General features: G+C 49.5%; 15 protein-coding genes. 3 read left to right on the top strand and 12 right to left on the bottom strand.

Going from position 1 to position 14941, the window contains the following annotated elements; genetic code table 11:
- The first annotated feature begins 48 nt into the window (after nucleotides 1–48).
- From E0L20_RS00550 to E0L20_RS00540, 3 genes are read left to right on the top strand one after another with little or no spacing between them, the layout of a single operon-like run.
- The gene (locus E0L20_RS00550; RefSeq protein WP_131632191.1) at nucleotides 49–411 is read left to right on the top strand and encodes a GtrA family protein; all 363 of its coding nucleotides are present in this window, start codon (nucleotides 49–51) and stop codon (nucleotides 409–411) included.
- Nucleotides 408–1325, top strand: a complete 918-nt coding sequence (locus E0L20_RS00545; RefSeq protein ID WP_131632190.1) for a glycosyltransferase family 2 protein — start codon at nucleotides 408–410, stop codon at nucleotides 1323–1325. The genes E0L20_RS00550 and E0L20_RS00545 overlap by 4 nt, the downstream gene beginning before the upstream one ends.
- Nucleotides 1322–2968: a DUF6056 family protein gene (locus E0L20_RS00540; RefSeq protein WP_131632189.1), complete on the top strand. Its 1647-nt coding sequence runs from the start codon at nucleotides 1322–1324 to the stop codon at nucleotides 2966–2968. Before E0L20_RS00545 ends, E0L20_RS00540 begins: the two co-directional genes overlap by 4 nt.
- A gap of 66 nt (nucleotides 2969–3034) precedes the next feature.
- Here the strand turns inward: E0L20_RS00540 and E0L20_RS23965 are convergent, their stop codons facing one another.
- The 12 genes from E0L20_RS23965 to E0L20_RS00480 all read right to left on the bottom strand — a co-directional run bounded on the left by E0L20_RS23965 (nucleotide 3035) and on the right by E0L20_RS00480 (nucleotide 14896).
- Nucleotides 3035–5575: a tail fiber/spike domain-containing protein gene (locus E0L20_RS23965; RefSeq protein WP_242673372.1), complete on the bottom strand. Its 2541-nt coding sequence runs from the start codon at nucleotides 5573–5575 to the stop codon at nucleotides 3035–3037.
- 58 nt (nucleotides 5576–5633) lie between these two features.
- Nucleotides 5634–8111, bottom strand: a complete 2478-nt coding sequence (locus E0L20_RS00530; RefSeq protein ID WP_131632188.1) for a host specificity factor TipJ family phage tail protein — start codon at nucleotides 8109–8111, stop codon at nucleotides 5634–5636.
- Nucleotides 8098–8463: an NlpC/P60 family protein gene (locus E0L20_RS00525; protein WP_131632794.1), complete on the bottom strand. Its 366-nt coding sequence runs from the start codon at nucleotides 8461–8463 to the stop codon at nucleotides 8098–8100. Before E0L20_RS00525 ends, E0L20_RS00530 begins: the two co-directional genes overlap by 14 nt.
- A gap of 13 nt (nucleotides 8464–8476) precedes the next feature.
- Nucleotides 8477–8947: a hypothetical protein gene (locus E0L20_RS00520; RefSeq protein WP_131632187.1), complete on the bottom strand. Its 471-nt coding sequence runs from the start codon at nucleotides 8945–8947 to the stop codon at nucleotides 8477–8479.
- Nucleotides 8947–9444, bottom strand: coding sequence for a hypothetical protein (locus E0L20_RS00515; protein WP_016245414.1), 498 nt, complete (start codon nucleotides 9442–9444; stop codon nucleotides 8947–8949). Before E0L20_RS00515 ends, E0L20_RS00520 begins: the two co-directional genes overlap by 1 nt.
- Nucleotides 9444–11777, bottom strand: a complete 2334-nt coding sequence (locus tag E0L20_RS00510; protein ID WP_131632186.1) for a tape measure protein — start codon at nucleotides 11775–11777, stop codon at nucleotides 9444–9446. Before E0L20_RS00510 ends, E0L20_RS00515 begins: the two co-directional genes overlap by 1 nt.
- Before the next feature lie 37 nt (nucleotides 11778–11814).
- The gene (locus E0L20_RS00505; RefSeq protein WP_131632185.1) at nucleotides 11815–12108 is read right to left on the bottom strand and encodes a hypothetical protein; all 294 of its coding nucleotides are present in this window, start codon (nucleotides 12106–12108) and stop codon (nucleotides 11815–11817) included.
- A 75-nt stretch (nucleotides 12109–12183) separates the two neighbouring features.
- Nucleotides 12184–12924 (bottom strand): DUF6246 family protein, encoded by a 741-nt coding sequence (locus E0L20_RS00500; protein ID WP_131632184.1) that lies wholly within the window; start codon nucleotides 12922–12924, stop codon nucleotides 12184–12186.
- Between the two features lie 50 nt (nucleotides 12925–12974).
- Nucleotides 12975–13730, bottom strand: a complete 756-nt coding sequence (locus E0L20_RS00495) for an Ig-like domain-containing protein (protein ID WP_131632183.1) — start codon at nucleotides 13728–13730, stop codon at nucleotides 12975–12977.
- A 58-nt stretch (nucleotides 13731–13788) separates the two neighbouring features.
- Entirely contained in the window at nucleotides 13789–14172 is a 384-nt protein-coding gene (locus E0L20_RS00490; RefSeq protein ID WP_131632182.1) for a phage tail termination protein, read from the bottom strand.
- On the bottom strand, nucleotides 14169–14537 hold the full coding sequence (locus E0L20_RS00485; RefSeq protein WP_131632181.1) for an HK97 gp10 family phage protein: 369 nt from the start codon (nucleotides 14535–14537) through the stop codon (nucleotides 14169–14171). Before E0L20_RS00485 ends, E0L20_RS00490 begins: the two co-directional genes overlap by 4 nt.
- 2 nt (nucleotides 14538–14539) lie before the next feature.
- A complete protein-coding gene (locus E0L20_RS00480; protein WP_131632180.1) occupies nucleotides 14540–14896 on the bottom strand; it encodes a hypothetical protein in 357 nt (118 codons plus the stop codon).
- Between the last annotated feature and the right edge of the window lie 45 nt (nucleotides 14897–14941).

Raw genomic sequence — 14941 nt, 5'->3', positions numbered from 1 at the left:
TCATCTGGTGCTACACTTCAGACCTTTCCGAATTGACTGATTTATATAATGTTAAAGCTATTCGCCAAGTACACATCAATAGGTGTCATCAACACGCTCATTCATTGGGTGGTGTTCGCCATGTGCATCTACGTATTCCATACAGGACAAGCTCTCGCTAACTTCGCCGGATTTGTAGTGGCGGTGTCATTTAGCTTCTTCGCAAATGCCAGATTTACATTCAAGTCTTCTACAACGACCATGCGCTACATGCTCTATGTCGGGTTTATGGGCTCGTTGAGCGCGGCAGTAGGTTGGGCTGCAGATAAGTCCGGTATGGCTCCGATCGTGACTCTAATTCTTTTCTCCGCAATCAGTCTGGTGTGCGGTTTCGTCTATTCAAAGTTCATTGTCTTTAGGGATGCGAAATGAAAATTTCTCTGGTCGTTCCCGTCTTCAACGAAGAAGACGCGATACCGATTTTTTATAAAACGGTTCGAGAATTTGAAGGACTTCAGAAACATGAAGTCGAGATAGTATTCATTAATGATGGTAGCAAAGACGCGACAGAGTCAATCATAAACGCGCTAGCTATCGCTGATCCGCTTGTGATTCCGCTGTCATTCACTCGCAACTTCGGCAAAGAGCCGGCTCTATTTGCTGGGCTGGACCACGCTGCCGGCGAAGCTATTATCCCGATTGACGTTGACCTGCAGGACCCAATTGAAGTAATTCCGCATCTGATTGAGAAGTTCCAGGCCGGGGCAGATATGGTGCTAGCCAAACGTTCCGACCGCTCAACCGATGGCAGGCTGAAGCGCAAAACCGCTGAATGGTTTTATAAGTTACACAACAAAATAAGTAATCCGCAGATAGAGGAAAACGTAGGTGACTTCCGCCTTATGTCTCGAGAGGTTGTGGAAAATATTAAGCTCATGCCTGAGCGTAACCTGTTCATGAAGGGTGTACTAAGCTGGGTTGGCGGCCGCACCGATGTTGTTGAATATGCCCGCGCGGAGCGGGTAGCAGGCAACACGAAATTTAATGGATGGAAACTGTGGAACCTTGCACTTGAGGGAATCACCAGTTTCTCTACCTTTCCTCTCCGCATGTGGACTTACATTGGTCTCTTCGTGGCCAGCCTGTCCTTTCTCTACGGAGCGTGGATGATAATAGACACTCTTGCTTTCGGGAACCCGGTACGTGGATACCCTTCTCTTCTGGTGTCAATTTTATTCTTGGGTGGAATACAACTTATTGGCATCGGAGTGCTAGGGGAATATATCGGAAGGATTTACACCGAAGTAAAACATAGACCGCGATATGTGCTAAAGGTTAAAAAATGATTTTAAATAAGTCTCAGTTATCAATAGCAACTGCTTTTGTTATATTTATTATATTCTTTTCATTCTCTTTAAAAACCCCAATGCATTCTGATGATTTTGGGTATTTTTTGAAGGGCTTATCAATAGATGAGCATTATCATCACTACATGACTTGGAGTGGGCGCATTGTTGCTGACTACATTTCCTCATCGTTATTGTTAATTAATGACCATTTAATTATTTCATTAATAAATGCATTTGCCGCGACCTCATTGATTTTTCTTGCAGTTAGTATCCCATGTCTGTATTTTGATGTGAAATTATCCCCAACATACATACTGGTAATTTTCTGCTTGTACTGGCTAGGTAACCCTAGCTTGGGACAATCAACATTTTGGGTTGTTGGTAGCGCTAACTATCTTTGGACAAATTTGCTGGTTTTATCCTTCATTTATGTCTATATATTGACAATCGTAAAAAAAAGCAACAAATTAATCTACATATCATTATCGGTGTTGGGTCTCTTGGCTGGATGCTCAAATGAAAACACATCTTTGATTCTTTTATTTGCAATAACCGCTATCAATGCCTACCTAATTATTAATAAGATAAAAGATATAAAGTTTCTTATATTAACAACCATTCCTTTAAGTATCGGCTCAGCTTTTCTTTTATTGGCGCCAGGGAATTTTGTACGCGCATCATCAAATTCTTTTGATGATTGGAATGCCCTTAGTATATTTAGCAAGCTGAAAATTCATTTATTGGAAAGGATGCCATATTCTATACTGTCATCATGGTTAGTTATTGCACTAGGAATTTTATTCCTTTGTATTTATATATTTAATTATAAATTAAAAGCAAGAAATAATATTTACTTTCCATTGATATTCCTCCTGGCATTCTTTGGTTCAAATATTATTTTAGCAGTATCGCCATACACGCCGAGCCGATCTTACGTTGGGGGGTTTGTATTTCTTTTGCTCTTTACTTCAAGCACACTGATACTTGCATACAAAAATTCAAGAAATAAATTTGCAATTAATCTATTAACTGCTTTTTTGGTTGTAAATGCGGCTTATTCTTGTACAAAAGACTATTCTGTATACGCTATGACGGAAAAGCAAAACCAGCTGAGAATAATGTCTATCATTTCTGCGAGAAACCACGGGTTGAATAACATCTCAATCCCGAATTTTTATATTTCTGGCCTGTACAGGCCAGAAGATAAATTCGACCTATTTCATAACAACAAAGCCATGGGAAAATACTATGGAATGAATAGCGTAGATCTGGATAGAACAGCATTTTTTGACTACTCATCAGTTTTATCCCCTTCAGAACTTAAATCTCCTTTAAATTTAGGAAGCAATTTAACCATCAAGTCTATTTCTCTAAATGAGATAATATTCAAAAGAACAACAACAATTGCGATTGGATTTTATAAAAACCCAAGCAACGCGTCATCGGTATGTGCAGGAAGCATATTCATTAAATTAAAACTAAGAAACGGCAAAACATTTGAAAAAAAAGTTCCTAATAAATTCATAACACTTTCCGGCATAAATTATACAGGGATTGAGTTCCCGGAAGTATCTAAAGATGATGTAGTTAGCGGATGGATTGGAATATACGGCTGCGGAATATTGAAAAAGTTCAAATAATCAATAAAAAATAAAACAAGGCGCATTTTCAGCGCCTTGTCTTTAGATTTATCAATTGATTGATTATTAAGCACCTATGCTACCCATGCCTTTCCATGTGCCTGGAGAACCCGTAGCCACACAAATCCATCCTTCCAAACCAGACGCTGTAGGGTTTGTCGTTCTAATTATATCACCTCTTTTCCAATTGCCTGTTGACGGAATAGTCCCATCCTCACCAACGAAGCGTGTTCCAATATAAGTGCCAGATGGTGAGCCTGTATGAAGAACCGTACCTGAAGTTGCAAAATTATCGTAATTTCTAAACATATTATATGCGGATGCAACAAGGCTCACTGATACACTCATCCCGGCTGTGGAGAAGGTACCAAAATCAGAACCGGAGACTGAACATCCAGAATGATTAGTTGTTGGCAAATACACCCCCGCAGTTACATTTGTAACGTTTGAAATTTCGAACTTACAAGCTCTAAAAGTAATTGCTCTTAATGTTTCTGATGCTGAACACGTAGCATCGTAAGGCTCAACTCCATCATTAGCCATGTTTGCACCTGTAAACCTGCATCCATCGAATAAGATATTTCTACAATCCCCTGAGAAATATACATGGGATCGCTGCGAGTTAGATAAATTCATATCGCGAAAACTTATACCCCTGGCATTTAATAACTGAACAGCCCTCATAAATCCAGAGACAGAACCATTAAACGTTGTTTCTTCTTCTTCCAAACTGAAGAATACACCTAGGCCAGCACCTATAGAAGCACTTAATGGTGTCGTTTGTAAGGAAGTGATATTTGATGTCCCTAATGGAATCCGTGTCGTTTTAATCAGACGACCTATCGCACCCCCACCCGCATTTCTGACAATTGAACCAGCCATCACAACCGCATCCGATCCCCCGCCCCGGACATTTATTGTTGTCGACCCAGACGCCGAAGCGGTGTCAATCGTGAAATTACTGGATATGAATGATTGAGCCAAAATGCCGTAGTCATCAGATGCGTATGCTAAGGAACGGTCTCGATTTATATCAACTGTAAAATCAGTTTTCTGAGAACCTCTATCTCGATGGAAAGCTTTTACTGCTGTAGGGCATGATACTTCAATGCTACAGTTTCGATTATAGTCTGTTTGCAATGGCCAAGCAGATGATCTGCCACCGCCGATCACTGCCCCCTGAACAGTGGCATTAGAACAATATTGAACCTGAACCAACGGTATTGAGAAAACAACGTCATTGGCCTTAATAGTAAAACTAAGTCTCACGTCGAAATGAGCGTTATAGTCGTTACCATAGTATTTAATCTTACTTGTTCTGATATTTTGAGGATTACCTGAAACTCTTACGCACGCTACACCTGTATTAAGTGGATTTGGAGAATCAGCATATACCCCGTTAATTCTAATCCCCGTACATGGTTTATCTTTATCTCTTGCTACTGCCACTTCATTATAAACGTCGCCAGGGGTAACATCTATTAGCCTATCCATCCCATAGCCATAGAGCCCCTCTAATACAACATCATAACAGGCTGAAAACACTATTCCTGTATTAGGGAAAAGACCAAGCGAATCTTTTTCGCATCTAAAATTAGTTATATGGAGACCATGAGGATGATAAGAATAGGTTACGTTTGTACTATCTCCTGTAGTACCCACATCCCCGCCCCAGTGGGCAATGAGAGCGGCACCTATTGGACCAACAGCTTTACAATTGGTGAGGGTAACATCCCACACGTCACCAAGGATTTCCATACCTTGATTAGCGTAAGATGTTTGTACGGCAGACATAACAACATTCTCAATATTCACGTCACTTACAGGGGTAGAGCCATCAGAAGGCTGCTCGTAGTTCCCTATTCTGATGCAATTCCCAAACGCTCCGTGCAAACCCCATGCTGTCTGTTTTTTTCTAACCTCAATGTTTTTCATACGTAGGCCAGATTTTGCAATTATTACGTTATCCAGAGCACCTATTTCACCAAAGAAAATAGAACCCTTATCTCCGACATAGCAACCGCCAATACTTGCATTAAGTATCTTATAAACGCCATTTGTTACTCGAATTGGCTCGCCTGATGAAATGCTGTACGCATCAGCAGCAAGCAAAGCTGCTGTATCATCAGTCACCCCATCTCCTACAGCACCGAAGTATTTCAACGTGCGATAAAGCGTACCGTACGCTTGATTATTGCCATCAATGACTTTGTTAATAAGTGCAGATCTTAGCAAAGAGTCGCCTATGCTTAACCATTTGCCGGGGCCCACACCACCAGAGGTATCCGGGGTTGACCCAGCGTCTACGTGCTTAGGCAATGCCCCATCCCAACGGTAGTATTCACCTGTAACCTCATCACGCAGGGCCTGATTTGGAAGAGTGATATCTGCGCCATCCTGGAAAGAGTCGACTGGGATCCACCCATACTGGGAAATCGCCTGCTGCGCCAGCCAGCGCAGTCCTTCGATGGTGTAATGTGCATTCCCGAACCGGTCAACATAGGTGTTTACCAGCGAGGTAACGAACTCATCAATTTTCCCGGCGTTAAACTTCAGTTCGCGAGGGGATTCACTTGGAACAGGCAAATTGGTAGGTTGCGTAGTCATATTTATTCCATGAAAAAACCCGGCACGTTGGCCGGGTCTTGGTGGTCGGGGACGGTTCTTATTCGTAAATGGCGTCGCTATACTCAGCGACAGTCAGAGATACAGTGTTATCTGTGTTGGGCTTGATGCTGCTGACCTTCCATAGCTGGCTGTCCAGTTCTTCCACTGTCGCAATGAGATAGCGCGACGGAAGCTGCACAGTGTCTCCGTTCCATATGTTGAGCTGAATGTCGGGTATTGCCGCGATGAAGCCGTACTTCGTATCGCTGCGGGCCGTCGCCGGATAACGTAGGGTCGGATTACCCAGGCTGTCGGTAACAAGCACATACATCGAGCCGGTAAACGTGATCGGCTCGCTTGTATCGAAGTTATTCCCGGAACGGCCGGTGACGTATCCACCCTGCTGGTTGCTGTCGTAGATGTCGGGCATCTGGATGACGCTCCCAACCTGGATAATCCCGTCTTCGAACACTTTGGCATTCATCTTCACCCGGGAGTACATCAGGCGTTTCGTTTCTCGCAGCGCGCGCTCCCGCGCCTGGTACTCGTTACGAAATCCGACGATCTCCAGCTTGTTCGGATTCTCAGCTTCCTGTTCGACGATAGCGCCGTTCAGCACGCGGTAGTTGATGTACGTCTTGTTGTTCGTTGTCGGGTGAACGTAGGACACCTGCACGCCGTCGTAGCCACCTGGAAGAGTGGCTTCGTACGTCATTTTGTACTCGTCCGTCTTCATGTTGGCCCGGTTGAATACGGCAGCCGGATAGTCAACCTTCTGGTCACGAGTAAACGTCAGCACGCCGTCGTCCCAGTACGCAACAACGCTTGCCGCATTGCAGATCGCCTGCACGCGGTCGCCTAGCGAGTCGTTCTCGTCATCAAACGTGTAGTCGAAGTAACCCAGGCGCTCATCAGGCAGGCTTTCAGCAATCGAGTACAGCCCGTACAGGTCAATGCTGCTGACAGGCTGCTCCCCCATAATCAGCCAGGTGTGCGCCACCGCATCAGCGAACGAGCGCGACGGCCGCGGCGTGTAATCCACTGTCTGCGTGTCCAGGTCGTACGTGATGGTGTGACGCGTCACCAGGGCGTTGTATTTGCGGTCCCGGCTGCCAAGCGCGTTCTCCGTCGCCCTCACCTTCACTCGCACCAGGGTATCAGTTGGATGGACAACGTTTGTGCGCACGTTTACGGCGTGTATTTCCTCAAGTTTGAGTATTGACGCATCACCAGAGTTATCGGTGCGCTGCAGGTTAATGGCGTACTTCCCGAAGCCGCCGGTCGGCACTATCTTGTCGGTCCGGTAGAACGTCTCGCTGTCTTGCTTGTGCCAGGTTGTTTGCTGAAAAACCAGCGTCTGCTGGGTGCCGGGGATCATGTTGTAGTCGTCATCAATTTTCCACAACACTACCTTCCAGTTTGTCTGTTTCTTCGGACCGAGGCTGCTTTGTGTGTGGATCCACAACTGCGTTGATTCGACAGGTGAGAAGAACGGGCCGACAACCAGCGCTTCGTTATCGTTCAGCACGAACTTTGTCGTGTTGATCGTTGCGGTAGCGGGGATATCAGGCGGGCCATCCAAATCGCTCATTGTGAAGGTGTACCAGCGGACCGGGTTTATCACCGCACCGTCGTTGGTCTCTACAGCTGAAACAAGCGTGCCGGAGAACGTTGCGTCAGTAGTTACCGAACCGGAGGCAGTCGCGTAAGTGACGTTTATGTCGAACGTGACCGCATGCGGCAATACCAGGCCCATGAAGTAGTCAAACTCCGCCTGTTTGACGATTTTCACAGCTATCTGACCACCGGCATACGTGCCGCTGACCACTGTGTTGGCTGTAGCGGTTTCAACAGGGAAAGATTCGCCCTGGTTCGCGCCCGGGACTTCCTGCCCGTCTACGTCATCGAAGCTGTAGCCTTCGTTAATTGACGGGATTACCTCACCCGGCTGAATGAAATGGTATTCGGCCCCCGCCATACTCCCCAGGCTCGATTCTGAGTATCGCACAGACTCGTAATCGTACTTGCCGATCCCGATGCACATCCATTCCGTCACGTACTTCTTGCCGCCATCTCGTACGCCTGTGCTGATGTACTCAAACAGCGATTCCTGAATCAGGTCCGGGAAAGAACGCACCTGTCCGTAAATGTCCGGCTTGGCTTTATAGACGCGGGCCGTGTTTGTCTGACCGGTCAGGCTATTGTTTGGAGAATCGACAGTGTTACCGCCGGTATTTGCGATGGCCGGCTTTGGCGCAAGGAAGGCGAACACCGTTCCGACGACTTTGAAGATCGGGCTCAGGATGTCGCTAACTATGCCTTTGGGCTGATCGAAAATCTGAATGGTGTCCAGCTCGCTAAGTTCAAACGCCAGCTCATCATCGTCAGTAAGCTTCACGCCGTTGCGGACAATCAGCAGGTCGCGGTGAAAATTAGCGTCATTTGTCGCCAGCCAGTCATAAAAAAGGGTGCCGTTTGGCACCCTGTAGCGTTCTTTTGGCGTTCCCGGGAAACGCTGAAGTTCAATCAACGCCATACGAAAAATACTCCACCTTTGTAAATGCCCGCTGAATGACCAGCAACGAGTCCATGCGCACGCTTCCATTCTCGCCGCGTGAATGCAGCGCCTGACGGTTCAGCACCAGGCCAACATGCGCCGGTTGCGCGCCGCGGTACCCGACGAATATCCCGCCCTCGACTGGCTTATCTACCTGGCGCCAGAAAACGACGTCACCCTGATAACAGGTGAAGAAGTCCTCACCGGCTTCGTAGTCCGGCGTCTGGTGCAGTTCAATTCCGAGAACGTGCCGGTAATACAGCACGCACAATCCCCAGCAGTCGACTTTCTCGAACGAACAGGCACGATTAGCCCACGGCACGCCGATCATCCCGCTGATAAAATCATAGGTACTGAAGTCCTGTGTATTCGACTGGATCATAAAGGCGACCGATGTTGTTATTTAATGGGTTGGTAATGGAAAGAGTTACAGATGCGGAATCTGAATCAACGTCAACAGTCTTCACAAAAAGCGTCCAGTTTTTCATAGGCGCAGATGTATCTCCGCTATCGAAAATCTGCCTGGTAGCCGTGATTGGTGACAACCTTGACACTCCCTTCCATTTTTTCATCAGCGTTTTGATATCTGATGAAAGCCGCCCCAACTTAACAGTGGCGTCGATCACCGGCGTGCCGCTCTGCTGGCTCTCTTCGATTTCAAAGCGCGCTGGCCTGTATACCTGACCTGCAAGCGTTTTCTCGAAGAACTGTTTGTCTACAAGCCGCACATAACCGAAGGAAGGATGGTAAAAGGTAATTGTGTCGTAACTGCCGCGAATAGGGCGCTGTTGCTTGTACTCCCTTAGGCTCGGCATTACGGCACCCTCGGTAGTGATTCCGGATCGCGTCCGTCCGGATAGCCAGTGACAACGATATCCAGCCATGAATCCCACGGCGGCGGCAGTTCAACAATGATGTCGTCGAATTCGTCGTCGGCGTTGTAGAGGTGGTTCGCAATAACGGTCCCCGTCCAGGTCACCACCCCGCCGTCGATACTGGTTTGCACCGGCATCTGCGTGAAATGAAGCTCTTGCAGCTGCAGACCGCTGCCGCCCAGGTTGATATTCATCCGGAACCAGTTCAGGCCCCGGTTGAGATAGTTCGGGCTGCGCAGCCACTGTTGGAAAGCGCGCTCCTGCGCCAAGGTGAATATCCACGTCAGCGACCAGGTCACTTTCAGGTCGTCGGTTTGATTCTCGAAGATGGCCGGACCGACCGCTGGCTGATCTGTCTGGAACCCGGTATCGAGCGTCATGTTTTTGCTGGCCTTCTGCGCCAGCGGGAGCCAGTCGGGATAGTCGATAATTGGCATCAGCCCTGCCCCCTAGGCGTGCGTTTTACGTTCATGTTGCTGGTAATGGCGTTACTGATTGGGCCGCCGTTGTTCAGGTCTGCCACGACGACATCAACGGTAAGCCCGCCGTTTGAATCTGTACCGGCCTGAGCATCGACAGAGGATGACGTGTAGTTCTGGATGTTGATTACCACTCCGCCGCTACCTCCTGCAGTCATGTCCTTGTTGCTAATCACCTTGCCGTTGTCGCCCGGTATCATGTACTGCTTACCGGTGCTGGCCTGATAAATCTCCGGCATGCCACCTTCGCCGACCTGGTACATTCCGCCCGCCGTTACCGGACCGCCGTTCTTACGTTTACCGAGAAGGTTCGCGCCAATAACGCCGGCCACCGCGCCGAGACCGATCGCTGCAGCCGTACCCATTGAGGCTATTGAGGAAAGGATCGCCGCCGGGGTCCATGCCGCCGCAGTCGTTGCCGCCGCCGCTGTGCTGGTAGCAGTCTGTGTTGCCACTGCTGCCGTCTGCACTGCAGTCACCGTGCCGATAGCAGCCGTTTGGGCCGCTTGTCCCATAATTGCGGACTTAACCCACTCGATGCCCATCTGGACGAACGAATTAACCACGCTGTTCAGGACCGTCATACCAATACTTCGCATTGCATCGCTGGCAGACATGCTGCCTGTGATGATTCCTGTGAGCGCGTTACTGGCAACCGAACCGAGTGAATCGAAAGCCGCAGCCGCTGCCTGTGTGGCCGCGTTCTGCTGAGCCCATTCTTCCCACATCGCCGCGTTACGCTGATCACGATATTGCTGTTCGATAGCAGCGCGTGCCGCCTCAGCCTCTCCGATCTTCTGCGGGTAAAGTTGGGCGTATTGTTGGATATCCGCGATGTCTTTCTGATACTGACTATCCAGTCCGGCAGTTTTGCTGGTTTTACCCTGGATGGTGCTGAACTTATTGGCAGCGTCAGTACGCTCCTTTTCTGCCTTGGTCTGGGCGCGCAATGCGTTGGCGTTATCCCAGGCTTTAGCCGCGTATTGCCCGGCCAGAATGACCTGTTCCTGTGTCGCATCATTACCGAGAGACTGCTGTGCATTAAGCACGGCCTGAGCTCGCGATAACTCACCAACACTGCCAGCTGACAACTCGGCCTTCTGCCTCAGTTCGTCCAGTTTTTGGTTAACCGTCTCCTGCGCTTTAGCGTACTGCTCAGCTTCTTTCTGAGCTGCAGACTTTCCGCCTTTCGCTTTGCTGCCAGTAGCTGAACCGGACGTTTTAATCTCGATCGGCTTTGTGTTAGCCGCGGTCTGTGATGCTTTGGAAACAGCAGCCAGATCGCCAACCAGCATGGCGGCTTTATTGCTCAGCCCGGCCAGGGCTTTGTTTTGCGCTTCCCAGCCATCAAGTCCAAGCCAGGACCAGGTGCGCGCCCGACGCGTGAACATTTCGGCTGTGCTGTTCAAATCAGAGATCTGAGCGTCTGCCGATGCCGCTTTTCCCACCAGCCTGTCCAGTGCAGCGGTCATAGAGTCGATAACCGCAACCAGGCCTGTGCTTGCACCTGTTGCCTGGTTAACAGAGTCAATCATCGACAGAAATGAGTTTGTAAGCGCTGTATTGGCCTGGGAAAGCGTACGAGGGAGTTTCTCAAACTCAGCGTTTACTGATCCGGTCTGTTTCTGAATGGCGTTGAGGGCATCTTCCGCCGTCAATTTCCCGTCGAGCATCAGCTGTCGCAGCTCACCGATGCTTACACCCATCCCGGCGGCGATCTGCCGCGCCAGTTCAGGCATCTGCTCGAGGATGGAGTTGAACTCCTCCGCCCGGACAGTGCCTGAGGAAATTGACTGGCCGAACTGACGGAGCGCATTCGCCATTTCCTCGGATGAGGATCCACCAATACGCCCGATTTTCTGAAGTGTTTCGGTGAGCTGAATGATCTGGCCGTTTGTTGCGCCGGTATCGCGAAGTGCAGTGCTGAGCGTTTCCCACAGTTTTGCGGTGTCCTGCAGCGACCCGCCGGTTGCAGAGCTTATGCGCATCAAGGCCTGCATTGTCTGCGATGCCGCTGCAGCGTTGCCTGTCAGACGCTCAATGCGTGCGTTGAGCTGGCTCATGTTGTCAGCAGCAACGAGAAACGCCTTACCCCAGTCAACAACGAGTGAAGCCGCAATAGCGCCGGCCACGCGGTTGATATTGGTCTGCAGCTCATCCATCTTTTTGGCTGCGTTAGTGGCAGAGTTGCCGATTGAGTCGAGTGACTTATTGGCCTTTCCCTGCGCCTTCAGCAAGCCAGAAACATCGGCCTCGATGTCGTAATAGATCTCGCCTGCTTTTTCTGACATCACTTTTCTCCGGGCGTAAAAAACCCGCCGGAGCGGGTTAGGTTTTTGACTTGTGCCTATCAATCTCTTCTTTGAAGAAATCCACAGTCCCTTTATTTGGGTCTATCTTTTTTCTACACGTAGTAAAGCCTTTAGAAAGTTGGCTGCCATCGCCTTGTTCGCTTATTGGTTTTTCAGTTAATTCGATGGCAGCTTGCGATGCATCTGAAAGGCAATTTACTTGCTGTTTCGCAAATTTAGTTAAAGTCCATTGGACACCATAAATGCTCGTAGGTACGCCAAAGATTATACCAAGAGCCCAGATAATAGCCTTTTGCTTGGGAGTCAACATTTTATAACCCTGAGGAGAAAGTCCGGATTATTCTAATCTTTCCAACAAAATTTATTAACTCCTACAATTCGCAGTTTAGTTTTTTAAACGGTTACTTTCCCGCTCAATCATTTCCTGCCAACGGCGATCGTCATCGTCCATAACAGCGTCGTACTCTTCCCTGGTGAAGCCTTTCTGGTCCGGGTATTTGGCATTAAGCATCATTGCAAATTCGGTCATGGTGAGCTCCATCGCCTCTTCCCTGCTGATACCGAAGTGATTGCGGGCTGCCATAATGTATTCAGTCGCATTGAATTCTGGAGTCGTTTCCTTTCCTTCATGCTTCTGGAGTTTTCGAACCCTGGCCCGGCCGATAATGCCATGCATGATGAGAGACTGGGCTATGAGGATCAGGTTTTCAGGCGGGAGCGCGCCGCGGCGCCATACGAATGTACGACGGCCTGTGCGAGAGAGTTCACTCCAGCCTGTTAACTCGGAAACATCTTCATCGCAGCAGGACTGAATTACATTGATGGCCGAGAGAAGAGCCTCACGTACAAAAGCGGCAGAGCCTGCAGCATCAAGCGCCCAACGTGGAACCGAGACGTCACCGAAATAGTGGGCGTAAAACTTGCGCTGATGCTCTGGTATAGCGCTGTGAATTTCTCGCGCCGCTTCAAGCATCCTCGCCACGTCGTCATTAAACAGCGCATAGAACGTCCTGACGATATGGTCTGGCTCGCCAATGCGCGTCATGCTACGGAAAGACGGACGGAAGAAATATTCCCGCTCTCCAGCGCCTATCAAGCACTCGCCAATCTCTTTCAAAGGTGTCATATCGTTCTCCATAACCAGTATCAAGGGCAGCACGCCGCCCTTTGTAGTGATTACGGTGCAGCAGTCACGGTAACAGCACAGGTATCGGTGAAGTCACCATCTGCGGTTGTAGCCGTAATTGTCGCGGTGCCGGCGGCGACGGCCGTTACCAGGCCGGTTGAGCTGACGGTTGCGATAGATGGAGCCGAGGTCGTCCAGGTGATCGCTTTGTTAGTCGCATCGGTTGGCTGAACTGCACCGCTCAGCTGCTGGGTTGCACCAACGACCAAAGATGCAGTTGCAGGCGTAACTTCAACACCAGTGGCCGCGATGGAATCAGCGACTTCAAACACAACGGTGTCAGCGTCGTAGACCTTCCACTCGCCGGAGAAGGTGGCAATGTCGTTTGTGCCAAAGTCACCAGACCAAGAGGTTGTGTTGAAGTAACCCATAATGTAAGTGCCAGCATCTTCGCCAGCAAAATCAAATCTAACCCAGAGCGTCGGCTGTCGACCGGCTTGCACTTCATCGAAGATGTATTTGCCCATTCTCCAGGCGCCAATTTCTGTGCTTTTGTCCCTCTTGCGAGCCTCGCCCTCACCAGAAATTGTAATGTCCATGTTATTGACCAGGTTCTCAACCAGCCCCTTGGAGTCATCAGCCTCGGAGTTAATAGTGTTCATCGAATAATCGAGACCCTTGGTCGTCATAGCGCCGAGACGCTTCCACTCGGAAAGCGCTGGCACTGCGTCGGGGCAGCCATAGGCCATGCGTAGCACAGCTACTTTCCCGATCAGCTTGCCAAAATCATTAGCACAGCCTTGCATGTGTACCTCTCAAATAAAAAAGGCCGCCGGATGGCAGCCTGATGGGTTGGTGATGGGTTTATTCGCCGTAGACACACATGAACTGAAGCCGGAAGACCAGACGGCCCTCCTCAGTCAGGATAGGCGCTGGCATGTTGCCGAGATTTTGAATCAGGCCAAGACACTCATCCGTAATGTCGTTCTGTTCGACATAATTTATGATTTCCTGGGCTTTATCTGCGGCAGCCCGGCGCTTGTCCTTGGCGGAGATGACATCCACCAGCACGTAGTGATCAGATCCGAGGTCATTTCGGATGTCGGTACCGCCGTTAGGCCTGAACACGATGAATGCGTCGGCTAACTTCTTTGTATCGTCCCATGCCAGTAACTGAACGATGAAGCCAGTAGTAAGGCCAGCATCAACGAAATAGTTACGCACGCGCTCGTACATGGCTGGTGTCATACTGAAAGCTCCTTGCGCATTACGGCATCAATCTGGCTGCGAGTATCTTCAAAGCCTTTAGTGAGGAACTCTTTCTGCGCGGTCGCGCGGCGGAAGGTTTGTGGCACGTTCGGATCGTGAACGAAAACAGCGTAGTTCGCGGTGTACCCCACCCGACCTGTCAGCCGAACGCCGTTGTTAATCAACTCCCGATACTGGCTATTAAGCAGCGTTGAGGTGTCGATCGGCGTATAAAGCGCAGCCTGTGAACTGCCGATTATCATTGCTGACTGCAGCGCCCGGACAACCCTGCGCCCTTTCACGTCATTAATGATGCGATTTAGCCCGGCTTTCGACTGCTTAACGCCGCGCACTTTGATGCCCATTGCTACACTCCCGTCAGGATGGCGTAATCATCCGCCAGGCGTTCGAACGTGTCGGCATAACGGATAACCTGCCGCACCTCGTCGGCACCGGCGACAACCGGGTCCGCTTCGGTCGATACGCCAATCAGCAGGTAATCACCTGCATCCGCCAGCGCGAACTCCGTCCAGACGGTATTCTTCACGACGATTTCAGCGCCCAGGCTGCCGATGCGCTTTGACAGGCCGCCTTCGTAATCGCACATGATTACTTCTGGTGCGGCGTACCCATTAATTGGATCGCCGTATTCATCGGTTCCGCCGTTCTGTTTACGCCAGATGGTCGCCGTTGCTGTGTATGACCAGTTCGCTACCGATGACATCAGCCCTCCTTACAACTCAGGACAACCGTCACGTTTCCACACTGG

This window comes from Enterobacter wuhouensis (genome assembly GCF_004331265.1).
GTDB classification, from domain to species: Bacteria; Pseudomonadota; Gammaproteobacteria; order Enterobacterales; family Enterobacteriaceae; genus Enterobacter; species Enterobacter wuhouensis.
The sequence above is the reverse complement of the archived record's forward strand: the minus strand, read 5'-3'. Positions and strand labels throughout refer to the sequence as shown.